The sequence below is a fragment of the Pseudomonas sp. EL_65y_Pfl1_R83 genome (assembly GCF_963970695.1).
Lineage (GTDB): Bacteria > Pseudomonadota > Gammaproteobacteria > Pseudomonadales > Pseudomonadaceae > Aquipseudomonas > Aquipseudomonas tritici.
This window is the reverse complement of sequence record NZ_CAXAQI010000019.1, coordinates 26,392-48,074: the sequence shown is the minus strand read 5'-3', so window position 1 is coordinate 48,074 and position 21,683 is coordinate 26,392. Positions and strand designations below refer to the sequence as shown.

Sequence of the window (21,683 nt, the reverse complement as noted above, 5' to 3'; positions counted from 1 at the left end):
ATCTTTTTAAAAAACATAACCTACTGATATTAATTGTATTTTTTTTATTTTGATGTTGCCTTCCTACACGTAATCAAAAAAACGCGCCCCTAACCCCTTCTTTCACCAATAAACATTTGGTAGATTTTTCGCTGAATGTAGATTGGATACAGTAAACATAAAAGCCATACCCCTAAAAACAATGCCAACCCAATCGGGGATTCCCATGAACATTGCACGCCACGTAAGCGCCTCTCTCCTGCTCGCTTTTGCCACCACAGCATCCATAGCCTCAGCCGCTCCAAGCTCGACACTGGACCAGGTCATTTCGTCAAAAACCCTTCGGTGCGGCGTCCAGCTCGACTATCCACCGGCAGGCTTTCGCAACCAGGCCAACGAACCGGATGGCTACGACGTTCAATACTGCAAAGACATGGCCACTGCCCTGGGGGCGAAGGCTGTGATCGTCGAAACCCCCTCCTCCGAGCGCATTCCGGCGCTGGTCTCAAATCGTATCGACGTCCTCATCGCTTCCGCATCGATCTCACCCCAACGCGCCATGAGCGTGAGCTTTTCCCAGCCCTACGTGAACTACACCAACGTTGTGCTCACGCGCAAAGACGCCAATATCGAAAGTTTCCAGGACTTGAAAGGCCGCAACATTGGCGGTGTCACGGGCACTACCACCGAGCAGGAGCTTCAGGCGTTGCGCAAAGGATGGAATGAAGAAAATGGCAGCTATACGGGGTTCGGCAGCGAGGCCGAAGGCTACCTGGCGCTGGCTCAAGGCAAGATAGATGGCGTGATCATCGGTAACGCGTCGGCCGCCGCACTGGTTCAGAGCGGTCAATTTCCAACGTTGGCGATCAAGGGAGTCGCCCCTACGCCTCCCGACCTGTGCGGCATTGCGGTGAAAAAATCAGACACACAGATGCTCAATTGGGTGAAGACGTTCGTCTGGACCCAGGTCAAGAACGGTCGCTACACAGAGCTGTACGCGCAGTACTTCGGTGACGGCGAAGCGCCTTCGCTCACGGTTGCCGGCGTGGACTATTAACCCCACCCTTCGAGCGGCCGGCGTCGGCTGCTCCTGCCCGGAGTCTGCGCTATGTTCGGATACACATTTTACTGGTCGATGGTCTGGGAAAAGCTCCCCGAGCTTATCGAGGGCGCCAAAACAACACTGCTCTTGACCGTGTTTTCGATGATCATCGGCACGCTCATCGCCCTTGCGCTGACCCTGTTGCGCACACACGAAAAAGGCTTCGGCTATGCGATTGCCACGTCCTGGGTCGAAGTCGCTCGTAATACACCAGCGCTGTTTCAGGTGTACATGATTTATTTTGGCTTGGGCGCGCTGGGGCTGCACTTCTCCAGCTACATGGCAATGCTGTTGGCACTGTCGTTCAACAACGCCGGTTATCTGGCCGAGATCTTTCGCGGGGGGCTTCAGGCTATTCCAAAACAACAACACACGGCGGCTAGATCACTGGGTATTTCGTCGTTCTCGGCCTACACCCATGTGGTATTTCCGCAGTTGTTCAAGATCGTATATTTCCCGTACGTCAACCAGCTGAACTGGGCCCTGCTCAACAGTTCACTGGGCATGATCATCGGCCTGCGCGAGCTTACGGGCGCGACGCAGGCCGCCCAGTCCGAATCCTTCAGGACGTTCGAGTTCTTCATCATCGCCGCCTTGATGTACTACATCATGTCCAAGCTTATTGAGGGCGGCGCCCGACTCACCTTCTGGCGCGTGTTCAAGGGGTAGGCAAGCATGCAATTCCAATTGGCATACTCTGGTTTGCACTGGGGCGATATCCCATTTGTGCTCACTGGCATCTGGCACACCTTGTTACTGACGTTATTGGCGACGGTGCTTGGCACTCTCCTCGGGGTACTGGTCGGCTGGCTTCGACAGGAGTTCATTTTCGCGCGCCTTGTACTGGGCCCCTTCGTCAACGTGGTCCGCAGCATCCCGCTGATTATTCAGTTCATCCTGGTCAATAGCTTCTTTGCCATGGCAGGTTTCGGGATGAGTCCACTGCTCATCGGCGTCGTCGTCCTCAGCCTCTATATGGGCATGCTGACCTCGGAGCTGGTCCGTTCGGGCTTGCAATCCATCCGGCCCCAGCTGAAAAAAGCCAGCCGCTCACTCGGTTTGAGCTACTGGCAGGAGTTGCGCCACATATCCGCCCCATTGGCCTTTCGCACGCTATTTCCTGGCTGGATCGGCACGGTGATTGGCCTGACAAAAGACACGGCATTGGTGAGCGTTGTGGGCTACATCGAGCTACTCAGAGCCTCCCAGATTCTGATTAACCGCTCAAACGAGGCACTTCTGGTATTGGCGGGCGCCGGGCTTTTCTACTTTGCGATCTGCTACCCCATTTCCCGCTACAGCCGCCATCTTGAAAAGGTAATGCACCATGATTGATATCAAGGATGTCCGCAAAAGCTTCGGCCCTATAGAAGTCATCAAAGGCGTCAACCTGACGATCCAGAAGCGTGAAGTCTTATGCCTGATCGGTGCCAGCGGCTCGGGGAAGTCCACGTTACTGCAGTGCATCAATGGCCTGGAACCGATTCAAGGGGGCAGCATCCTGGTCGACGGTACGAATGTGCACGCCAAGGGAACCGACTTGAACCAATTGCGCCAGAAACTCGGCATCGTGTTCCAGCAATACAACGCATTCCCCCATCTTACCGCACTGGAAAACGTGGCACTGGCGCCACGCCTGGTCAAGAAGCTTCCCAAAGCCCAGGCCTTGCAATTGGCGCGTGACCACCTGGCCTTCGTCGGCCTGGGCAATCGAGCAGACATGCGTCCGGCGAGCCTCTCCGGCGGCCAACAACAACGATTGGCAATTGCGCGCGCCCTGGCCATGCAGCCCGACTACATGCTTTTCGACGAAGTCACCTCCGCCCTTGACCCTGAGCTGGTGGGAGAAGTACTGGACACCATCCGCAAACTCAAGGATTCGGGCATGACCCTCATCATGGTGACCCACGACATTGCCTTCGCACGTGAATCCGCAGACCGAATTGCATTCTTCGACAATGGGTTGATCTGTGAAGTCGGTGACGCCCGCCAGGTCATCAATGAGCCACGGGAAGAAAGGACCCGGCAGTTCCTCCAGCGCGTATTGCACTGACCGGAGCCACAGGGATCAGCCGTTAACAGTCTTTGACGGTTTATCGACAAAGCTGTCAAAGACTGCCGCCCCCCAGCGCCCCTAGCATTCGAGCATCCAAACCACTTGCCGGGTGCTCTTCATGCTTCGCACATTGCGCGGTATTCCGTTGCTCGGTTGCCTCTTGGGCAGTCTCGGCTGTCACGGTCAGCCACCTGCCCCGCCGTCGATTCCGAAGGGCGACTACAGCACGATCATCCGCTATCTGCAAACGCGGATCCCCTGGGATATGGCCAAGGAACATGTACCGGACCTGTCCATTGCACTGGTCAATGGTCAGGAACTGATCTGGGCCCGCGGGTTTGGCATGGCCGACAAAGCCAAGCGGCTGCCGGTAACGCCGAACACCGCCTTCCGGGCCGGGGCGACCTCCAAACTGCTCACCGCCAGCGCGGCCCTGCAACTGGTTGAGCAACAGCGGTTGGCGCTGGATGCGCCGGTCCAGCAGAGCTTGCGCGAGTTCTATGTGCGCTCGCCCTTTCACACCGGTCAGCAGGCCGCCGATCGCGATATAACCTTGCGCCGCCTGCTCAGTCATCAATCCGGCTTGCCCAGCGAACACCTGCGCAATAGCTTCGCCATGGGGCAGATACCGATGCGCCTGTCCGGCGTTTGGCTGAGCACACCGCCGGGCACGCAAGCGGCCTATTCCAATCTGGGCTATGCGCTGGCGGGCGCAGCCATTGAGAGCAGCAGCGGCCAGGGCAGGAGCAACTGCAGTGAGCGGGCTTGCCCCGCTTACTACAGTCGATTTCAGCGTCGTTAATCGGCATACGCCCACGTCATCCGGAACGACGCTCCGCCCCATTCCGAATCCAGCACTTGCACCTGGCCGCCGTGCCACTGCGACACCCGTTGTACCAGCGCCAGGCCAAGGCCGAAGCCGCCGGTGCGACGGTCACGGCTGGCGTCGAGGCGCATGAAGGGCTGGAAGATCTTCGAGCGGCCTTCCTCCGGAACACCCGGGCCGTCGTCACACACCCGCACTTCATAGCCGCTGCCGAACGTGACCAGCGACACCTCCACACGGCGCTCGGCGTATCGGATCGCATTGCGCAGCAGGTTGATCACCGCTCGCGCCATAAAGCGCGGTTCGATCTGGATAAAGTCCACCTCGCACGTACGCAGCGACAGCTGAATGCCGGCCGCTTCCGCTTCGAGGGCCACGCTGCCGATCACACTGTCGAGCCAGCTGTGGGCCTCGATGCGCTCGCGCGTGACCTGAGTGGCGCCACGTTCCAGGCTGGCATAAGTGAGCAGCTCGGAGACCATTTCTTCCAGCTCGCCGAGGTCGGCGTACATGTCGGTAATCAATTGGCTGCGCTGGCGCGGGTCGGTCTGTTGCTTGAGCTGGTCGAGCTCGAACGACAGGCGCGCAATCGGCGTGCGCAGCTCGTGGGACACGGCGTTGGTCAGCTCGCGCTGGTTGGCGATCAGGCTTTCAATGCGCTCGGCCATCTGGTTAAAGTGCCCCGCCAGCTCGCGCACGGTGGAGCGGCGTGGCAGCAGGATGCGGGAACTGAGGTCGTTGTCACCGAAACGTTGTGCCGCCAGGCGAATATGCTCCAGGTCGCGCCAGTGCGGACGAACCCAGAAATACAGCACAATTGCCAAGCACAACCCCAGCAAACCGTAGGCCCACAGGTACAACCATTTAGGCTCTTCAGGCAGCTTGATATTGAGCAGTTGCGGGCCGCCATCGATATTGGCGATGAACTCCATGAAGTCGCCCCGTACCACTAATTGGCCGGCCGCGAGCAAGTGCTGCTCGCGTTGGCTCAGCGCCAACTCATCGCGTTGCACCAAATCCAGACGCAGACCGTAATGCTGCTGCAATTCGCTCAGGCGCACCTCGCGGGCCTCGGCCGGCACGGGACGCAATTGCTCCACCAAGCCATAGGCGGGGCCGCGCAGGGCTTCGCGGTTATAGGTTTCGTTGGCCTCAGGGAGCAGCTCATCGAAGGTGTAGTTAACCAGCCAGATTGCCCCCGCCAGGCCCAGCGCCAGGATGATGTAAAGGCGGATGTAGAGCCGCAGCATCTAGACCTCCCACGCAAACGGGTTGAACAGGTAGCCCTTGCCCCAGATGGTCTTGATGCACACCGGTTCGCGCGGGTTGTCGTTGAGTTTGCCGCGCAGTTTGCTGATGTACACATCGACACTGCGGTTGAGGCCATCGAACGCGATACCGCGCATGCGGTTGAGAATGTCATCACGGGACAGGATCGTCCCCGAGTTGCTCGCCAGCAGCCACAACAGCTCGAACTCCATGGTGGTGAGGTCGATCTTGTCATCCCCCAGGCTGACGCCCCGGCAACTGCGGTCGATGGCCAACCGCCCGAAAGCGAGGGCGCCGCGCACCGTCGGCTCTGGCGCCTGCCGCCGCTGCAGGGCGCGCAGGCGTGCGAGGAGCACCGGGGGTTTGATCGGTTTGATCACATAGTCGTCAGCACCAGACTCCAGGCCAAGGATGTGGTCCAGGTCATCTTCCTTGGCGGTCAGGATCACGATGGGCGTGTCGGACACCGCGCGGATCCCGCGACACACATGCAGGCCGCTCTGACCAGGCAGCATCAGGTCGAGCACGACGATCTTCGGTTTGAAGTCCAGGAACGCCGCCAGGGCCTCATCGCCCCGGTGCACCACGCGCACCTCAAAACCATGCTGTGACAGAAAATGCGCGATCAGCCCTGCCAGCTTCTCGTCGTCCTCAACGAGCAAGACCTTGCCCAACCCCAGGTTTTCCATAAGTTCTCAGTGTGCAGATGCGGATTGAAGAGCGGGGATTATAGGTGGCAAGCTGGGCAACAAACGCAGCGGGCTCACACCGGCCGACCAAGCTTCATGTTTTTAAGAGTTTTTAACAAATAACCTGCAATCTTTAACGCCATCCACAGGGAGTTGCATGCGCAAGGATTACCTGGCTTTTTTTATCTCACTGTTCCTGTCACGGCTGGCGGACCAGATACTGCTGTTTATCGTGCCGCTGCTTGTGTTCCAGACCACCAACAGCGTCGCATGGGCCGGGCTTGCGTTTTTCGTCGAATCGCTGCCGCGCTACCTGGCTTTTCCAGTCTGTGGAGCGCTGTGCGATAAATTCTCGCCGGTGCGCATCCTGCATATCAGCCAGGTTTACCGCGCACTGGCGTGCGTAGTGGCCGTAGCGCTTTACGGGGTGTTTGACGGTATCTATTGGCTGGTAGCGCTGTCTGCGCTGTGCGGCGTGCTGACGACTCAAGGCATCATGGCCCGCGAAGTCGTGATGCCGCACATCTTCAAGCATTACACCTACGCCAAGACCTTGTCCTACTCACAAATAGCCGACCAGAGCGGCCTGGTGCTGGGGCCGCTGGTAGCGGCATTGATGCTGGAGGTGTGGGCCTGGCATTGGGTGGTGCTGGGGGTTGCCGGGCTGTTTGTGCTAGCAGATCTGGCGATGCGGACCTGGCAGCGCAACACTGCGGTGAATCTGGAGAGCTTTGAACAGCATCAGGACATCTGGCTGCAACCGCTGCGCATCGCATTCGGGCATATCCGCAACCTGCCAGAGCTGAAGCGCATCATTGCCCTCGCAGTCGGCGTGAACCTGATCATCGGCGTGACGCTGGCCACGTCGGCGGCGATGGTGACCGGGCAATTCGCCGCCGGCAAGGATGCCTATGCGCTGCTACAGGCTGCCGGCGCAGTGGTCACCATCGCTATTCTGTTTTACCTGGCACGCGCCACCCTGGCGTTGAAAGTGCTGGGCGGGCTGTCGTATTCAATGATCGGGGCCGGGGCCTTGGTCATGGCGGTCAGCCCCACGCTTTGGGCTTACACCGTGGGTTTCCTGCTGGTCACCGGTTTCGACAAAATGTTCAACGTGTACATGCGCAGCACCCGTCAACGGGTCATTCCGGTGCAAGACTTCGGCAAAACAGTGGGCGTGATCACCTTGCTCAACAACCTGGCGCAGCCATTGGCTGGCCTGGCGATTGCCGTACTCGCCGCACCCTTGAGTACCCAGACGGTGATCCTGCTGCTGGGCGGGATCACCACGCTGATCGGCGTGGCCGTCGCGTCAGGCTGGCACGCCACTGTGAAAGCGGAACTCGATGTCGGGTGACTCGATCAGTTCCTGCTCGGCCGCCCTCACCCGCTCGATCACCTGGGCGATGTCCTTGGCGTCGCCATACTGGTACGCCAGCTTCAGGTAACCCTGGAAGTGCCGCGCCTCGCTTTTGAGCAAGCCGAAGTAGAACTTGCCGAGTTCTTCGTCCAAATGCGGCACCAATGCTTCGAAACGCTCGCAACTGCGCGCTTCGATAAAGGCACCCACCACCAGCGTGTCGACCAGTTTGACCGGCTCGTGGCTGCGCACGACTTTGCGCAAACCCGAGGCATAGCGCCCGGCGTGCAGTTGTCGCAGCTCGACCTTGCGCTTTTTGATCAAACGCATGACTTGCTCGTGGTGCACCAGCTCTTCACGGGCCAGACGCGACATCATGTTGATCAGGTCAACATGGCCGTGGTACTTGGCCATCAGGCTCAGCGCGGTGCTGGCGGCTTTGAATTCGCAGTTCTTGTGGTCGATCAGCAGGGTTTCCTGATCGGCAAGCGCGGCCTGGACCCAAGCGTCAGGGGTGCGGCAACCGAGGAATTCGTGGATTTCTGGCAGGTTCATCGGGCTCACGGGCAAAAGGATCACAAAAGGCCGGCGATTATACCGACCCCGCCGCAGACCACCAGTCACGGGCCTTGATATGCATCAACATGACGTGCGCCAGCCAGCAACTATAGTTGTTCCAGCCCCCGCCTCTTTTGGAGATCCGATCATGCAAGCCATCCGCAGCATCCTGGTGGTCATCGAACCCGAGCATTCGGAAAGCCTGGCCCTCAAGCGCGCCAAGCTGATCGCCGGGGTCACTGGCGCGCACTTGCATTTGCTGGTCTGCGACAAAAAGCATGAGCACTCGGCGCTGCTGGCGCTGCTGAAGTCGGGCTTACAGGAAGATGGCTACAGCGTCAGCACCGAGCAGGCCTGGAATGACAGCCTGCATGAAACCATTATTGATGTGCAGCAAGCCGAGGGTTGTGGCTTGGTGATCAAGCAGCATTTCCCCGACAGCCCGCTGAAAAAAGCCCTGCTGACGCCCGCGGACTGGAAGCTGCTGCGCTATTGCCCGTCGGCAGTGCTGCTGGTCAAGACGGCTAAGCCGTGGACGAGCGGTGTGATCCTGGCGGCGATCGATGTGGGCAACACCGATGCAGACCATCGAGCGCTGCACAATTCAATCATCGACCATGGTTTTGATATCGCCAGCCTGGCCAAGGCGCAGTTGCATGTCATCAGCGCCCACCCGTCGCCGATGTTGTCGGCGGCAGACCCGACCTTCCAGCTCAAGAAAACCATCGAGGAGCGTTATCGCGAGCAATGTAAGGCGTTTCAGGCAGAGTTCGATGTGGACGACTCACACTTGCACATTGAGGAAGGCCCGGCGGATGTGCTGATCCCTTTCGCCGCCCATAAGTGGCAGGCGGCGGTGACGATCATCGGCACCGTGGCGCGCACAGGGATTACCGGGGCGCTGATCGGCAATACGGCGGAGGTGATACTGGATGCCGTGGAAAGTGATGTGTTGGTGCTCAAGCCTGACACGCTGATGGATCAGTTGGAGTAACTGGCCAGCAAGGCCTGACGGGGTCTTTCGGACGATTGCTCCCACATTGGGTTCTGTGTCATCCGCTGGAAAATGCATCTTTGAGAAAGCTTGGCGCGATATAGCGCTGGTAGTGCGCCTCCGACAGGATAAAGAACTCTCGATCAATGGCGTCACGCAGGTCTGGCAAGGGCCAATCGCGAAATTCCGGCAACAGCACCATGCCGTAAGCCTCCACGTTGGAAATCACCCGCGCACCACGGGCGATCAACTGGTAGGCCCAGCAATACTCGGATTGATGTGGCACGAAGCGAATCTTGCGCTGCTCCAACTGCCCACGCAGGGTCTTGGGGTCAAATACCTCGAGTTTGCCGGCCATTACCTGCACCAACAGTTGCTCCAACCGCAGCCAGACCGCGCGTTTTTCTTCTTCGTTATAGCCGTTCCACTGGATCACTTCGTGGTGGAAACGCTTGCAGCCACGGCACACGAGATCACCGTAAACCGTGGAGCACAGGCCGACGCAGGGGGTCTTGATGGTTTGGTTGGACATGGGCAAGACACGCAGATAAGCAAAACAATGCGCCATGTTAGCCCTTTGTCTAACGGCTATCACCCTGCAAACTTGGCGAGGCAACTTACCTTTAGATTTTTTTTGCCGTAGAATCATCCGGCCTTGTAAGGCGCCAATAATCCGCTGGAAGCTGTTTTCAAAGCGTCACGAGCACAGTCGTTCCTTCAGAACGGTGTTGGCGATGGTGAATGACTCGGTAGGTCAACGCCCTCGCCAACCCTCATCAGCTCCGTTCTGCAGGCGTAAAACTTTGAAAGCAGCTTCTGTGAGAAATGCCGGCAGCGCTGGCTTTGTGGCCCAAAAAGCCCCCGAGCGCATGCGTGCCGTTCATTGCTGGATGAGCGTCCCGTGGGACCACTGATGAGGGTAATAACTGTGCTTGAAGCCTACCGCAAACATATCGAAGAGCGTGCAGCCCTGGGTATTGTTCCCCAGCCGCTTAACGCCGAACAAACCGCAGGCCTGGTTGAGCTGCTGAAAAATCCTCCGGCTGGCGAAGAAGAATTCCTCGTTGACCTGATCACCAACCGCATTCCACCAGGCGTTGACGAAGCTGCCTACGTCAAGGCCGGTTTCCTGTCTGCCCTGGCCAAGGGCGAAGCCACTTCCCCCCTGATCGACAAGAAACGCGCCGTTGAACTGCTTGGCACCATGCAAGGCGGCTACAACATCGTGACCCTGGTTGAGCTGCTGGACGACGCCGAACTGGCACCTGTCGCCGCGGCCCAACTCAAGCACACCCTGCTGATGTTCGATGCGTTCCACGACGTGGCCGAAAAAGCCAAGAACGGCAACGAGCATGCCAAAGCCGTGATCCAGTCCTGGGCTGATGGCGAGTGGTTCAGCAACCGCCCTACCCTGGCCGACAAGATCAGCCTGCGCGTGTTCAAGGTCACCGGCGAAACCAACACCGACGACCTGTCCCCTGCGCCAGATGCCTGGTCCCGTCCTGACATCCCGCTGCACGCCCTGGCCATGCTGAAAATGGCGCGTGAAGGCATCGTGCCGGACGAGCAAGGCAAGACCGGCCCGATGAAGCAGATCGAAGAGATGCGCGGCCAAGGCTTCCCGATCGCCTACGTCGGTGATGTGGTTGGTACAGGCTCCTCGCGTAAATCCGCGACCAACTCCGTACTGTGGTTCTTCGGTGACGACGTTCCTTACGTGCCGAACAAGCGCGCTGGCGGCTTCTGCTTCGGCAGCAAGATCGCTCCCATCTTCTATAACACCATGGAAGATGCTGGCGCACTGCCAATCGAATTCGACGTTACCAACATGAACATGGGCGACGTGATCGACCTGTACCCGCATGCTGGCAAAGTCTGCAAACACGGCACCGACGAAGTCATCACCACCTTCGAAATGAAGACCCCGGTGCTGTTGGACGAAGTCCGCGCCGGCGGCCGTATTCCGCTGATCATCGGTCGTGGCTTGACCGACAAGGCGCGCGCAGAACTGGGCCTGGGCCCTACCGACCTGTTCAAGCTGCCTGAAGCGCCTGTCGACACCGGCAAAGGCTTCACCCTGGCACAGAAAATGGTCGGCAAGGCGTGCGGTCTGCCAGAAGGCAAAGGCGTTCGTCCTGGCACCTACTGCGAACCGAAGATGACCACCGTGGGTTCCCAGGACACCACCGGTCCGATGACCCGTGACGAACTGAAAGACCTGGCGTGCCTGGGCTTCTCGACCGATCTGGTAATGCAGTCGTTCTGCCATACCGCGGCCTATCCAAAGCCGATCGACGTGACCACCCACCACACCCTGCCTGACTTCATCATGACCCGTGGCGGTGTATCGCTGCGTCCAGGCGACGGCATCATCCACAGCTGGCTGAACCGCATGCTGCTGCCGGACACCGTCGGTACCGGTGGTGACTCCCACACCCGTTTCCCGATGGGCATCTCGTTCCCGGCCGGCTCTGGCCTGGTCGCGTTTGCCGCAGCCACTGGCGTAATGCCACTGGACATGCCGGAATCAATCCTGGTGCGCTTCAAAGGCAAAATGAAACCTGGCATCACCCTGCGCGACCTGGTTCATGCCATTCCTTACTACGCGATCCAATCGGGTCTGCTGACTGTAGAGAAGAAAGGCAAGAAGAACGCGTTCTCCGGCCGCATCCTGGAAATCGAAGGCCTGAACGACCTGACGCTGGAGCAAGCTTTCGAGCTGTCCGACGCCTCGGCCGAACGTTCGGCTGCCGGTTGCACCATCAAGCTGTCGAAAGAGTCGATCACCGAGTACCTGAACTCCAACATCACCCTGCTGCGCTGGATGATCGGTGAAGGCTACGGTGACCCGCGTACCCTGGAACGTCGCGCCCAAGCGATGGAAGCCTGGGTTGCCAACCCGGAGCTGATGGAAGCCGATGCCGACGCGCAATACGCCGAAGTCATCGAGATCGACCTGGCCGACATCAACGAGCCGATCCTCTGCGCACCGAACGACCCGGACGATGCCCGTCTGCTGTCGAGCGTTGCCGGCGAGAAGATCGACGAAGTGTTCATCGGCTCGTGCATGACCAACATCGGTCACTTCCGCGCTGCCGGCAAGCTGCTGGAGCAGGTCAAGGGCCAGCTGCCAACCCGTCTGTGGCTGTCGCCGCCGACCAAGATGGACGCTCACCAACTGACCGAAGAAGGCTACTACGGCATCTACGGCAAGGCTGGCGCGCGCATGGAAATGCCGGGCTGCTCGCTGTGCATGGGTAACCAGGCACGTGTAGAGCCGAATTCGACCGTTGTGTCGACATCGACCCGTAACTTCCCGAACCGTCTGGGTGATGGCGCTAACGTCTACCTGGCTTCGGCCGAGCTGGCAGCAGTGGCGTCTACGCTGGGTCGCCTGCCGACCGTCGAAGAGTACATGGGCTACGCGGCGAAACTGGACACCATGGCCAGTGACGTCTACCGCTACCTGAACTTCGACCAGATCGCTGAGTTTCGCAAGATCGCAGCAAGCGCCAACATCCCGGTGATTCAAGCCTAATATGTTGATGTGAAGAAGCGCCGCGTATCGCAAGGTACGCGGCGTTTTTTTATGCCTGCAATACGGTATTAGCGACACCCCAAAACAAATGTGGGCTTGCTCGCGAATGCGGTGTGTCAGTCAGTGATTTATTCACCGATCCACTGCATTCGCGAGCAAGCCCACTCTCACATTTTTAGTGCCGTGCAGTCAGCTTGACCGCATCAGACTCAAGCAATAAACGAATACACCAACGCTGTAATCGCCACCAAGCCGACGGCCGTGACAAACACATTCGACGCCTGCCCACGGTACTTGGCCATGGCCGGAACCTTACGAATGGCGTACATCGGCATCAGGAACAGGATCGACGCGATGATCGGCCCGCCCAGCGTCTCGATCATGCGGAGGATACTTGGGTTAAGCGTGGCAACCATCCAGCACACCACCAGCATGAAAGCGGCAGTCATGCGGTCCAGGCTCTTGGCACCCGGGCGGCGACCCGTTTTCAGCACCAGCCCCTTGAGGCCTTCGCTGGCTCCGATGTAGTGGCCCAGGAACGACTTGGCAATCGCCACGAACGCGATCAGGGGGGCTGCGAACGCGATGGTCGGGTTATCGAAGTGGTTGGCCAGGTAGGACAGGATCGACAGGTTCTGCGCTTTCGCTTCGGCCAACTGCGCCGGCGACAGGGTCAGCACGCAGCTGAACACGAAGAACAGCACCATCCCGACCATTAACAGGTGCGCGCGGGACAGGATCTGCGAACTGCGCTCATCGGCATGGACACCGTACTGGCGCTTCTGGTCAACCGCAAAGGCCGAGATGATCGGCGAATGGTTGAACGAGAACACCATCACCGGGATCGCCAGCCACAGCGTATTGAGCAGTGCCGACGGGGCTGGGACTATGCTGGCGGTGCTGAGGATGCCGCCATTCCAATGCGGAACCAGGTACACCGCCAGGAACAGCAACGCGACGATGAACGGATACACCATCAGGCTCATGGCCTTGACGATCACTTGCTCGCCGCAACGCACCACGGCCAACAGACCGAGGATCAGCACCAACGACAGAATCGCCCGTGGTGGCGGCATAATGTGCAGTTGGTGTTCCATGAAGCTGCCAACGGTGTTGGTCAGCGCCACGCTGTAGATCAGCAGGATCGGGAAGATCGCAAAGAAGTAGAGCAAGGTGATCAGCGCACCGGCCTTGATGCCGAAGTGCTCTTCGACGACGTCGGTGATGTCGGAGCCTTCTCGGCCGGACAGCACGAAACGGGTGAGGCCACGGTGGGCGAAGAACGTCATCGGGAAGGCCAGTACCGCGAGGATCACCAGTGGCCAGAAGCCTCCCAGGCCCGCGTTGATCGGCAAGAACAGCGTGCCGGCGCCAATGGCGGTGCCGAACAGGCCCAGCATCCAGGTGGTGTCCTGGCGGCTCCAGCGTGTGAGGGTTGCAGGTGTCGTCTCATAGCGTTGGTCGACGCTACTGGCCTGATCATTCATCCGATCGGATCTCCGCTTTTACACGGCCGGGACGAGTCAGAAAACCTGACAGGCAGCGCCCCGACCATAGAAGGGGCCGGATTGTCCGGGATTCTGTTGAATAAGCAAAGACTTAGCTGAGGAACGGTGGCGTGGTACATCGACGCGCCGCGCGCAACTCAAATACATTCGTTGACAACTAGGCGCCGCTCTCAGCATGATCCAGCCATGAACCGTATTCAGCTGAACCTCACCACCACCACCACCACCACCACCACCACGACCGCCTCAGGCGGGTCGTGCGGTTGCGGTGGGTGTTCACGCTAAACACCTCACAGATTCAACCCAAGGCCCCGCCAGCAATGGACGGGGCCTTTTTATTGCTCCGCCATCTGGCCATTGCAAGGAGCAACACCATGACTGACGCCCTGCTGATCATCGATATGCAAACTGGCTTATACGACGGTCCGGAAAAGCCCTTCGAGCGCGAACGTGTCCTCGCCACCATCAACCAACTGATTCAGCGTGCCCGCCCTGCAGGCGCACCGATCTTCGTCGCCCGCCACACTGGTCCGAAAGGCTCGCCGATTGAAGCCGGCAGCGCGCCCTGGCAGCTATGGCATGGCCTGGATGTCGACGAGTCCGGCGATCTGGTGTTCAACAAAACCCGCCCCAGCTGCTTCCTGGGCACAGACTTGCAGCAGCAACTGAGGGCGGCGCAGGTCAGTCAATTGGTGATTGTGGGCATGAAAACCCAGTTCTGCATCGACACCACCTGCCGGGTAGCGGTGGAACTGGGCTTTTCGGTGGTGCTGCCGGAAGACGGCCATACCTGCATGGACACTGCGGCACTGAAGGCAGAGGCGATTATCGAGCATCACAACGCGACGTTGGCTGGGGCGTTTGTGAAGCGCACGAGAGCGGCTGAGATCCGCTTCTGACCACGCAAATACTGCATACTCATGCCCTCAAACCCTTCAGCAAGAGCCTTCCGATGACCGCCACCGTTCTGGTCCTGGTAGAAACCATCAACGACTACCTGCCCATCATCGAGAGCAATGACTTTCATGTGATCCTGGCGCCGACACCTGCCGAACGCGCCGAAGCCATCAAAGCCCACGGCAGCCAGATCAACGCCGTACTGACCCGTGGCCCGCTGGGTTTGTACGCCGAGGAAATCGCCGCCCTGGCGCTGCTGGAAATCATCTGCGTGATCGGCGCCGGCTATGAGCATGTCGACCTGCAGGCCGCCAGCAATCGCGGAATTGTCGTGACCAATGGCGCCGGAGTGAATGCGCCGTCGGTGGCCGATCACGCCATGGCGTTGCTGCTGTCGCTGGTGCGCGGTATCCCGCAGACCGACGCCGCCGTGCGCCGCAGTGAATGGCCGAAAGTGATGCGCCCGTCGCTGGGCGGCAAGCAGCTGGGCATTCTCGGACTCGGTGCGGTGGGCCTGGAGATCGCCAAGCGTGCCGCCCTGGGATTCGGCATGGAGGTGAGCTATCACAACCGCCAACCGCGCGACGACGTGGACTACACCTACTGCGCCACCGCCGTGGAACTGGCGCGCACCTCGGACTTCCTGATCCTGGCCACGCCCGGCGGCGCCAGCACCCGCCACCTGATCGATCGCCACGCCCTGGACGCCCTGGGGCCGAATGGCTATCTGGTCAACATCGCCCGTGGCAGCGTGGTGGTCACCGCCGACCTGCTCGCCGCCCTGGAGCAACGCCGCATCGGCGGCGCCGCGCTGGATGTGTTCGACGACGAGCCCAAGGTGCCCGACGCGCTCAAGAAGCTCAGCAACACAGTGCTCACCTCCCATGTCGCGGGCCTGTCGCCGGAAGCCGCCCATGACACGGTGCAGCGCGTAGCGGACAACTTGGTGGAATACTTCGCCGGGCGTCCAGTGCTCACGCCGGTCGCCCTGCCCCCGCCCAATAAATGACCGATCAGGCACGCTGATCATCATCCAACACGCTAACCTATTAAGCCGCCCCGACCTTGTCGCTGGGCGGTGGTGCGCATTAGATTAGGAAATAGTCCAAGGCCTTTAGAATAAGCAGAAGGGATAAGCATGGCGCTGAACGACCAATCGACCCAGATTCGCCCAGGCGAAGAACTTGATGCCAGCCTGATCGATCCCTACCTCAAGGCCCACATCCCCGGTTTGAGCGGCACGCCTACGATCAGCCAGTTCCCGGGTGGTGCGTCCAACCTGACCTACCTGTTGGAATACCCCGGTCAGGAATTCGTGCTGCGTCGCCCACCGTTTGGTCACAAGGCCAAGTCCGCTCATGACATGGGCCGCGAATACCGCATTCTCAACCAGCTCAAAGACGGCTTCCCTTATTGCCCCAAGGCCTACGTGCATTGCACCGACGAGTCGGTGATCGGTGCCGAGTTCTATGTGATGGAACGCGTCAACGGCATCATCCTGCGCTCCGACCTGCCGCCCGAACTGGGCCTGGATGCGGCCAAGACCGAGGCGTTGTGCAAAAGCTTTATCGACAAATTCGTCGAACTGCACCAAGTTGACTACAGCGCCTGCGGCCTGGCTGACCTGGGCAAGCCGGAAGGCTACGTAGAGCGCCAGATCCGTGGCTGGAGTGATCGCTACGAAAAAGCCCTGACCCCCGACGCGCCGCGCTGGGAAGCCGTGCGCGCGTGGCTGAATGACAAAATGCCCGCCGACCACCCAACGTCGAGCATCGTGCATAACGACTACCGCTTCGACAACGTGATCCTCGACCCAAACAACCCGATGCAGATCATCGGCGTGCTGGACTGGGAGCTGACCACCCTCGGCGACCCGCTGATGGACCTGGGCAACACCCTCGCCTACTGGATCGAAGCCGCCGACCCTGCGCCGGTGCAACTGATGCGCCGTCAGCCAAGCAACGCCCCCGGCATGCTCACCCGCCGCCAGTTCGTCGACTACTACGCTGAACGCGCGGGCCTGCAGATCGACAATTTCGACTTCTACTACACCTACGGCCTGTTCCGCCTGGCGGGCATCGTGCAGCAGATCTACTACCGCTTCTTCCATGGCCAGACCCAGGACAAACGCTTTGCGCAGTTCATTCAAATGAACAAGCTGCTGGAGCAAATGAGCCTGAATGTCATCGGCAAATCAGCGCTCTGATCGCACACACCAAGGAACCCTCATGTCCAAGACCAACCTGTTCGACCTCGATGGCAAGATTGCTTTTGTTTCCGGCGCCAGCCGTGGCATCGGTGAAGCCATCGCCAAGTTGCTGGCCCAACAAGGCGCTCACGTGATCGTTTCCAGCCGCAAGCTGGAAGGCTGCCAGCACGTGGCTGATGCAATCATCGCCGACGGCGGCAAGGCCACCGCCGTGGCCTGCCATATCGGCGAGATGGAGCAGATCACCCAAGTGTTCGCCGGCATTCGCGAGCAATTTGGTCGCCTGGATATCCTGGTGAATAACGCTGCGACCAACCCGCAATTCTGCAACGTGCTGGACACCGATCTCGGTGCGTTCCAGAAGACCGTTGACGTGAACATCCGTGGCTATTTCTTCATGTCGGTGGAAGCCGGCAAGCTGATGCGCGAAAACGGTGGTGGCAGCATCATCAATGTGGCGTCGATCAACGGGATTTCGCCGGGTCTCTTCCAGGGCATCTACTCGGTGACCAAGGCCGCCGTGATCAACATGACCAAGGTGTTTGCCAAGGAATGCGCCGAGTTCGGCATTCGTTGCAACGCCCTGTTGCCGGGCCTCACCGACACCAAGTTCGCCTCGGCCCTGGTGAAGAATGACGCAATCCTGAAAATGGCCCTGGCGCAGATCCCCCTCAAGCGTGTGGCGGATCCGAGCGAAATGGCCGGCGCGGTGTTGTTCCTGGCCAGCGATGCGTCCAGCTACACCACGGGTGTGTCGCTGAATGTGGACGGTGGTTTCCTGTCCTGATAGCCCAGACACCGCCGCACCCACAGTGTTGACAGTGTGGAACCAGGGATTCAGGGCCGTTTGAACTGCTGCCGCAGCGTTTCAATTCGCGGCCGGCAGCAGCAGCCGTCCAGATGATCATTCACCATCCCCATCGCCTGCATCAGCGCATACATCGTGGTCGGGCCGACAAACGTCCAACCCCGCTTCTTCAGGGCTTTCGACAAACGTTCGGAAGCCGGCGAGGTGGGGTTACCCGTCCAGTAAGCCATGTCCACCACGGCCGGGCGCTCATCGTCAGCGGGCTCAAACGCCCACAACCACCGTGCCAGCGAGCCGGTCTCCTCCACCAACTCACACGCCCTGCGCGCATTGTTGATGGTGGACACGATCTTCGCGCGATTACGCAAGATGCCCGGGTCCTGCATCAGCCGCTCGATATCCGCCTCGCCGTACTGCGCCACCCGGCGAAAATCAAACCCCTCGAACGCCGCGCGAAACTGCTCGCGTTTGCGCAGGATGGTGATCCACGCCATGCCTGCCTGAAAACCTTCCAGGCAGATCTTCTCGTACAGCTGGGTATCGTCCGCCACCGGCACGCCCCACTCACAGTCGTGGTAATGCGGGTATTCCGGCGCTGCGGTGCGCCAGGTGCAATGGGTGCACCCGGTGTCGTCAGTGGTCAGTCCTGGCGGGTCCATCTATCACCTCGTATGCCGAGCGACGGATGATAAGCGAAAAAAATCCCACCCCGCCAACCGCTCAAGCATCGACCTCACCGACCAACTGGTCAGACCGGGACCCGTCAAACGCTAAATAATGACTTGTTATTTCAAAAATACCTGGCCTAGACTGGCCCCGCACTGGACTTACCGGTATGACCACAACAATTAAGCCCTGGAGTCACCAGGGCACCGAATAGAGATCCCTCCCATGCTCAGATGGTGCTCGCGTTCGATTTTCCTGCAAGTCGTGATTGGCCTGATGCTAGGCGTAATCTGCGGCTTGGCCCTTCCCGAATTCTCCTCGCAACTCAAACCCTTGGGCGACGGCTTCATCAAGCTGATCAAGATGCTGATCGGCCTGATCGTGTTCTGCGTGGTGGTCAGCGGCATCTCCGGCGCCGGCGACTTGAAAAAGGTCGGACGCATCGGCCTTAAGTCGGTGATCTACTTTGAGGTCCTGACCACGGTCGCCCTGGTGATCGGACTCATCATGGCTTTTAGCACCGGTATCGGCACTGGCGCCAATATCCATCTGGAGCAGTTGTCGTCTGCCGGTTTGAATGAGTTGGCCGACAAGGGCCAGCACATCAAGGGCACCAGCCAGTTTCTGATGGACCTGATCCCCAACTCGGTCATCGGCGCCTTTGCCGAGAACAACGTGCTGCAAGTGCTGTTGTTCTCGGTGCTATTCGGCAGCGCGTTGAACCTGGTGGGCGAAGCGGCGTCGGGCATTTCCCGGCTGATCAACGAACTGAGCCATGTGATCTTTCGCATCATGGGCATGATCGTGCGCCTGGCGCCGATCGGTGTGTTCGGCGCGATCGCCTTTACCACCAGCACCTACGGGCTTGATTCGCTGCAACACCTGGGCAGCCTGGTCGGCCTGTTCTACCTGACGTGCCTTGCCTTCGTCGGCCTGATCCTGGGCCTGGTGATGCGCCTGTCGGGCCTGCGCATGCTGCCGCTGCTCAAGTACCTGCGCGAAGAACTGCTGATCGTGATGGGCACCGCCTCCTCCGACGCCGTGCTGCCGCAAATCATGCGCAAGCTGGAGCACCTGGGGATCGGCAGCTCCACCGTGGGCCTGGTAATTCCAACTGGGTATTCGTTCAACCTCGATGGCTTTTCGATCTATCTGACCCTGGCCATCGTGTTTATCGCCAATGCCACCGGCACACCGCTGTCGATGACCGATCTGATGACCATCTTGTTGGTATCGTTGATTACATCCAAGGGCGCCCATGGGATTCCCGGTTCGGCGCTGGTGATCCTGGCGGCGACCCTTACCGCGATCCCGGCGATTCCGGTGGTGGGCCTGGTGCTGGTGCTGGCGGTGGACTGGTTCATGGGCATCGGTCGCGCCCTGACTAACCTGATCGGCAACTGCGTCGCCACCGTGGCCATTGCACGCTGGGAGAAAGACATCGATATCCAGCGCGCCAACAAGGTCCTCGATGGTCACCAAGGCTACGCTTTCCAGGCCAAGAAACCGGTGCTGCCCGCGCATCAGGAGTTCTGAGCAAGCGACACCGTTTAAATGTGGGAGCTGGTTTGCCTGCGATAGCGGTGGGTCAGCCTACAAAGCTATCAACCGATAGTCAGCCAGCGCAGCGATGCGGCGACCCGACAAGCCAGCGCCCACATTGGCTCAATGCCAGTTTAATTATTGTATTGGCAACTTAAAGGAGTGTACGACGTGATCAGCACCTCAACCGTCGTCAATTCAGTCGTAGAAAAACTCCGAGCCGCTCTGGCGCGGGGCCAGTGGCGCCGCGGCGAAATGCTCCCCGGCCAGCGCGAACTGGCCGAACAAATGGGCATCAGCCGCCCCAGCCTGCGCGAAGCCGTGATCGTCCTAGAAACCCTTGGCCTGGTGCGCTCCATGCCCGGCAAAGGTGTGGTGGTGCTGGAAACCAGCGTCAGCGACGCGCACTCCAGCGACACCGTGGCCGACGCCAGCCTCGAAGACATCCTGCAACTGCGCTACACCCTCGAGCCGTTCATTGTCGGTCTGGTGGCCCAATCCATCAGCAGCAAAGAGGTCGGCCAATTGCGCCTGACCTTGATGGACATGCGCGAAGCCCTCGACGCCGGCGACGCCGAAGCTGGCATGAACGCCTACATCGGCTTCCATGAAGAACTGTTCGCCCTGACCTCCAACCCGATCTTCCAGAACGTGGTGCAACAAACCAGTAACGCCCTCAAGCAAAGCGCCCAAGTGCTGCGCAACTCGCCCGAGCACCTGGAGGAGCGCTTGCGGGAAAACGAAGCCGTGGTGCGCGCCATCCGCAACAAGAACAGCGCCCTGGCCAGTGCGGAAATGCGTCGGCACATCCTTCAGGAAGGCCTGCGCATGGGCATCCGTTTGAACATCCCGGACGACCATCTGGGCAGCTGACTTTCTGGAGACAGGCCATGACCGCTCACGCGCTGCAACGCGACCCTATCCTCCCTGCCCTGCGCCTGGTCGCTGGTAAAAAGCCTTCGGTGGACGACATCTACCCGCGTCTGTTCGACGCCATCCTCGAACAACGCATCGCCCCGGCCAGCCGTTTTACCGAAGAAGGCCTGGGCGAAATCTTTGGCGTGAGCCGCAGTGTGATTCGCCGGGTCCTGGCAAAACTGTCCCATCAGCAAGTGATCATCCTGCGGCCCAACCAACGGGCCCAGGTCGCCGCGCCGGACCCGCAACAAACCCGGCAAATCCTTGAAGCACGGCGCCTGACTGAAATAACCGTGGTGCAACTGGCCTGCGCACACGCCACACCGCCCCAGGTGCGCCAGTTACGCGAGCTGATTGCCCGCGAGCGCGAGTGCATCGAGCGCGGCCAGCGTGGACCGGCGATTCGGCTGTCGGGGGAATTTCATCTGCAATTGGCAGCGATGGCGCGCAATGCACCGCTGGCGCAGTTCCTTAACAGTTTGGTGCCGCTGACGTCGTTGATCATTGCCCAATATGAAGCAGAAGCCTGCACGTATTGCGCGTGGCAGGAGCATGCGGCGATTGTGGATGCAGTGGAGCAGCGTGACTCAACCACCGCGGTGACCCTCATGATGCAGCACTTGGATCATCTGGAAAGCAAACTAGTAAAACACCACTGCACCTAAGTGAATGAAGATCAAAATGTGCCCTTCAGTGTTTGATAAATAGCGTTGCAACAAAAAGCCCCCGCATCTCACGATGTGGGGGCTTTTGTTTTACCGCTT

At 59.6% G+C, this 21,683-nt stretch carries 20 protein-coding genes and 1 pseudogene; 15 read left to right on the top strand and 6 right to left on the bottom strand.

All coding sequences use genetic code 11. The features are described 5' to 3' along the window. Nucleotides 1–205: 205 nt before the first annotated feature. From AACY08_RS23325 to AACY08_RS23305, 5 genes and pseudogenes are all read left to right on the top strand, one after another. Complete coding sequence (locus tag AACY08_RS23325; protein WP_339471583.1) at nucleotides 206–1,036, top strand: transporter substrate-binding domain-containing protein; 831 nt, start codon at nucleotides 206–208, stop codon at nucleotides 1,034–1,036. 51 nt (nucleotides 1,037–1,087) lie between these two features. After that, a complete protein-coding gene (locus AACY08_RS23320; protein WP_339471582.1) occupies nucleotides 1,088–1,750 on the top strand; it encodes an amino acid ABC transporter permease in 663 nt (220 codons plus the stop codon). A 6-nt stretch (nucleotides 1,751–1,756) separates the two neighbouring features. Continuing rightward, nucleotides 1,757–2,416: an amino acid ABC transporter permease gene (locus AACY08_RS23315; protein ID WP_339471581.1), complete on the top strand. Its 660-nt coding sequence runs from the start codon at nucleotides 1,757–1,759 to the stop codon at nucleotides 2,414–2,416. Beyond that, nucleotides 2,409–3,134, top strand: coding sequence for an amino acid ABC transporter ATP-binding protein (locus AACY08_RS23310; protein ID WP_339471580.1), 726 nt, complete (start codon nucleotides 2,409–2,411; stop codon nucleotides 3,132–3,134). Before AACY08_RS23315 ends, AACY08_RS23310 begins: the two co-directional genes overlap by 8 nt. Before the next feature lie 121 nt (nucleotides 3,135–3,255). Then, nucleotides 3,256–3,876, top strand: a pseudogene (locus AACY08_RS23305) (serine hydrolase domain-containing protein); the annotation flags it as partial. A gap of 59 nt (nucleotides 3,877–3,935) precedes the next feature. Here AACY08_RS23305 and AACY08_RS23300 read toward each other — a convergent pair. Together AACY08_RS23300 and AACY08_RS23295 are read right to left on the bottom strand one after the other, a co-directional pair. Continuing rightward, nucleotides 3,936–5,213, bottom strand: coding sequence for an ATP-binding protein (locus AACY08_RS23300; RefSeq protein WP_339415952.1), 1,278 nt, complete (start codon nucleotides 5,211–5,213; stop codon nucleotides 3,936–3,938). Then, entirely contained in the window at nucleotides 5,214–5,921 is a 708-nt protein-coding gene (locus tag AACY08_RS23295; RefSeq protein ID WP_339427580.1) for a winged helix-turn-helix domain-containing protein, read from the bottom strand. A gap of 157 nt (nucleotides 5,922–6,078) precedes the next feature. Here AACY08_RS23295 and AACY08_RS23290 point away from each other — a divergent pair, with 157 nt between their 5' ends. Further along, the gene (locus AACY08_RS23290; RefSeq protein ID WP_339471579.1) at nucleotides 6,079–7,278 is read left to right on the top strand and encodes an MFS transporter; all 1,200 of its coding nucleotides are present in this window, start codon (nucleotides 6,079–6,081) and stop codon (nucleotides 7,276–7,278) included. Here the strand turns inward: AACY08_RS23290 and AACY08_RS23285 are convergent. Beyond that, nucleotides 7,234–7,836: a tRNA-(ms[2]io[6]A)-hydroxylase gene (locus AACY08_RS23285; protein ID WP_065872862.1), complete on the bottom strand. Its 603-nt coding sequence runs from the start codon at nucleotides 7,834–7,836 to the stop codon at nucleotides 7,234–7,236. The two genes, AACY08_RS23290 and AACY08_RS23285, sit on opposite strands and share 45 nt — an antisense overlap. 151 nt (nucleotides 7,837–7,987) lie before the next feature. On the opposite strand from AACY08_RS23285, the gene AACY08_RS23280 reads away from it, so the two are divergent. Further along, on the top strand, nucleotides 7,988–8,833 hold the full coding sequence (locus tag AACY08_RS23280; RefSeq protein ID WP_339471578.1) for a universal stress protein: 846 nt from the start codon (nucleotides 7,988–7,990) through the stop codon (nucleotides 8,831–8,833). Between the two features lie 58 nt (nucleotides 8,834–8,891). Here AACY08_RS23280 and AACY08_RS23275 read toward each other — a convergent pair whose 3' ends face one another. Beyond that, complete coding sequence (locus tag AACY08_RS23275; RefSeq protein ID WP_339415945.1) at nucleotides 8,892–9,365, bottom strand: DUF1289 domain-containing protein; 474 nt, start codon at nucleotides 9,363–9,365, stop codon at nucleotides 8,892–8,894. Nucleotides 9,366–9,761: 396 nt separating this feature from the next. Between AACY08_RS23275 and acnB the strand changes: the two genes are divergently transcribed. Further along, nucleotides 9,762–12,371, top strand: coding sequence for a bifunctional aconitate hydratase 2/2-methylisocitrate dehydratase (gene acnB / locus AACY08_RS23270; protein WP_339471643.1), 2,610 nt, complete (start codon nucleotides 9,762–9,764; stop codon nucleotides 12,369–12,371). 209 nt (nucleotides 12,372–12,580) lie between these two features. Here acnB and AACY08_RS23265 read toward each other — a convergent pair whose 3' ends face one another. Continuing rightward, a complete protein-coding gene (locus AACY08_RS23265) occupies nucleotides 12,581–13,858 on the bottom strand; it encodes a serine/threonine transporter (RefSeq protein WP_339471576.1) in 1,278 nt (425 codons plus the stop codon). A gap of 395 nt (nucleotides 13,859–14,253) precedes the next feature. On the opposite strand from AACY08_RS23265, the gene AACY08_RS23260 reads away from it, so the two are divergent. From AACY08_RS23260 to AACY08_RS23245, 4 genes are all read left to right on the top strand, one after another. Then, on the top strand, nucleotides 14,254–14,778 hold the full coding sequence (locus tag AACY08_RS23260) for a cysteine hydrolase family protein (protein WP_339471575.1): 525 nt from the start codon (nucleotides 14,254–14,256) through the stop codon (nucleotides 14,776–14,778). A 53-nt stretch (nucleotides 14,779–14,831) separates the two neighbouring features. Further along, nucleotides 14,832–15,785: a 2-hydroxyacid dehydrogenase gene (locus AACY08_RS23255; protein ID WP_339471574.1), complete on the top strand. Its 954-nt coding sequence runs from the start codon at nucleotides 14,832–14,834 to the stop codon at nucleotides 15,783–15,785. 129 nt (nucleotides 15,786–15,914) lie between these two features. Next, nucleotides 15,915–16,982, top strand: a complete 1,068-nt coding sequence (locus AACY08_RS23250; protein ID WP_339471573.1) for a phosphotransferase family protein — start codon at nucleotides 15,915–15,917, stop codon at nucleotides 16,980–16,982. A gap of 22 nt (nucleotides 16,983–17,004) precedes the next feature. Next, nucleotides 17,005–17,772: an SDR family oxidoreductase gene (locus AACY08_RS23245; RefSeq protein ID WP_339471572.1), complete on the top strand. Its 768-nt coding sequence runs from the start codon at nucleotides 17,005–17,007 to the stop codon at nucleotides 17,770–17,772. Nucleotides 17,773–17,822: 50 nt separating this feature from the next. On the opposite strand, the gene AACY08_RS23240 is transcribed toward AACY08_RS23245, so the two are convergent. Next, complete coding sequence (locus AACY08_RS23240; protein WP_339471571.1) at nucleotides 17,823–18,452, bottom strand: DNA-3-methyladenine glycosylase I; 630 nt, start codon at nucleotides 18,450–18,452, stop codon at nucleotides 17,823–17,825. 217 nt (nucleotides 18,453–18,669) lie between these two features. Here AACY08_RS23240 and AACY08_RS23235 point away from each other — a divergent pair, with 217 nt between their 5' ends. The 3 genes from AACY08_RS23235 (at nucleotide 18,670) to AACY08_RS23225 (ending at nucleotide 21,584) form a co-directional block, all read left to right on the top strand. Next, nucleotides 18,670–19,995 carry a C4-dicarboxylate transporter DctA gene (locus tag AACY08_RS23235; RefSeq protein WP_339471642.1) on the top strand — a complete coding sequence of 442 codons (1,326 nt, stop codon included), beginning with the start codon at nucleotides 18,670–18,672 and terminating at the stop codon, nucleotides 19,993–19,995. 177 nt (nucleotides 19,996–20,172) lie between these two features. After that, complete coding sequence (locus tag AACY08_RS23230) at nucleotides 20,173–20,874, top strand: FadR/GntR family transcriptional regulator (RefSeq protein WP_339471570.1); 702 nt, start codon at nucleotides 20,173–20,175, stop codon at nucleotides 20,872–20,874. A 17-nt stretch (nucleotides 20,875–20,891) separates the two neighbouring features. Then, nucleotides 20,892–21,584, top strand: a complete 693-nt coding sequence (locus AACY08_RS23225) for a GntR family transcriptional regulator (RefSeq protein WP_339456827.1) — start codon at nucleotides 20,892–20,894, stop codon at nucleotides 21,582–21,584. The last annotated feature ends 99 nt before the right edge of the window (nucleotides 21,585–21,683 follow it).

What these genes read in the sequence shown, in the direction of transcription:
- AACY08_RS23310 (WP_339471580.1), top strand. Translation starts at nt 2,409, where the DNA reads ATGATTGATATCAAGGATGTCCGCAAAAGCTTCGGCCCTATAGAAGTC.
- AACY08_RS23300 (WP_339415952.1), bottom strand. Translation starts at nt 5,213, where the DNA reads ATGCTGCGGCTCTACATCCGCCTTTACATCATCCTGGCGCTGGGCCTG.
- AACY08_RS23240 (WP_339471571.1), bottom strand. Translation starts at nt 18,452, where the DNA reads ATGGACCCGCCAGGACTGACCACTGACGACACCGGGTGCACCCATTGC.
- AACY08_RS23325 (WP_339471583.1), top strand. Translation starts at nt 206, where the DNA reads ATGAACATTGCACGCCACGTAAGCGCCTCTCTCCTGCTCGCTTTTGCC.
- AACY08_RS23320 (WP_339471582.1), top strand. Translation starts at nt 1,088, where the DNA reads ATGTTCGGATACACATTTTACTGGTCGATGGTCTGGGAAAAGCTCCCC.
- AACY08_RS23260 (WP_339471575.1), top strand. Translation starts at nt 14,254, where the DNA reads ATGACTGACGCCCTGCTGATCATCGATATGCAAACTGGCTTATACGAC.
- AACY08_RS23245 (WP_339471572.1), top strand. Translation starts at nt 17,005, where the DNA reads ATGTCCAAGACCAACCTGTTCGACCTCGATGGCAAGATTGCTTTTGTT.
- AACY08_RS23265 (WP_339471576.1), bottom strand. Translation starts at nt 13,858, where the DNA reads ATGAATGATCAGGCCAGTAGCGTCGACCAACGCTATGAGACGACACCT.
- AACY08_RS23225 (WP_339456827.1), top strand. Translation starts at nt 20,892, where the DNA reads ATGACCGCTCACGCGCTGCAACGCGACCCTATCCTCCCTGCCCTGCGC.
- AACY08_RS23290 (WP_339471579.1), top strand. Translation starts at nt 6,079, where the DNA reads ATGCGCAAGGATTACCTGGCTTTTTTTATCTCACTGTTCCTGTCACGG.
- AACY08_RS23285 (WP_065872862.1), bottom strand. Translation starts at nt 7,836, where the DNA reads ATGAACCTGCCAGAAATCCACGAATTCCTCGGTTGCCGCACCCCTGAC.
- AACY08_RS23250 (WP_339471573.1), top strand. Translation starts at nt 15,915, where the DNA reads ATGGCGCTGAACGACCAATCGACCCAGATTCGCCCAGGCGAAGAACTT.
- AACY08_RS23275 (WP_339415945.1), bottom strand. Translation starts at nt 9,365, where the DNA reads ATGTCCAACCAAACCATCAAGACCCCCTGCGTCGGCCTGTGCTCCACG.
- AACY08_RS23315 (WP_339471581.1), top strand. Translation starts at nt 1,757, where the DNA reads ATGCAATTCCAATTGGCATACTCTGGTTTGCACTGGGGCGATATCCCA.
- AACY08_RS23295 (WP_339427580.1), bottom strand. Translation starts at nt 5,921, where the DNA reads ATGGAAAACCTGGGGTTGGGCAAGGTCTTGCTCGTTGAGGACGACGAG.
- AACY08_RS23255 (WP_339471574.1), top strand. Translation starts at nt 14,832, where the DNA reads ATGACCGCCACCGTTCTGGTCCTGGTAGAAACCATCAACGACTACCTG.
- AACY08_RS23280 (WP_339471578.1), top strand. Translation starts at nt 7,988, where the DNA reads ATGCAAGCCATCCGCAGCATCCTGGTGGTCATCGAACCCGAGCATTCG.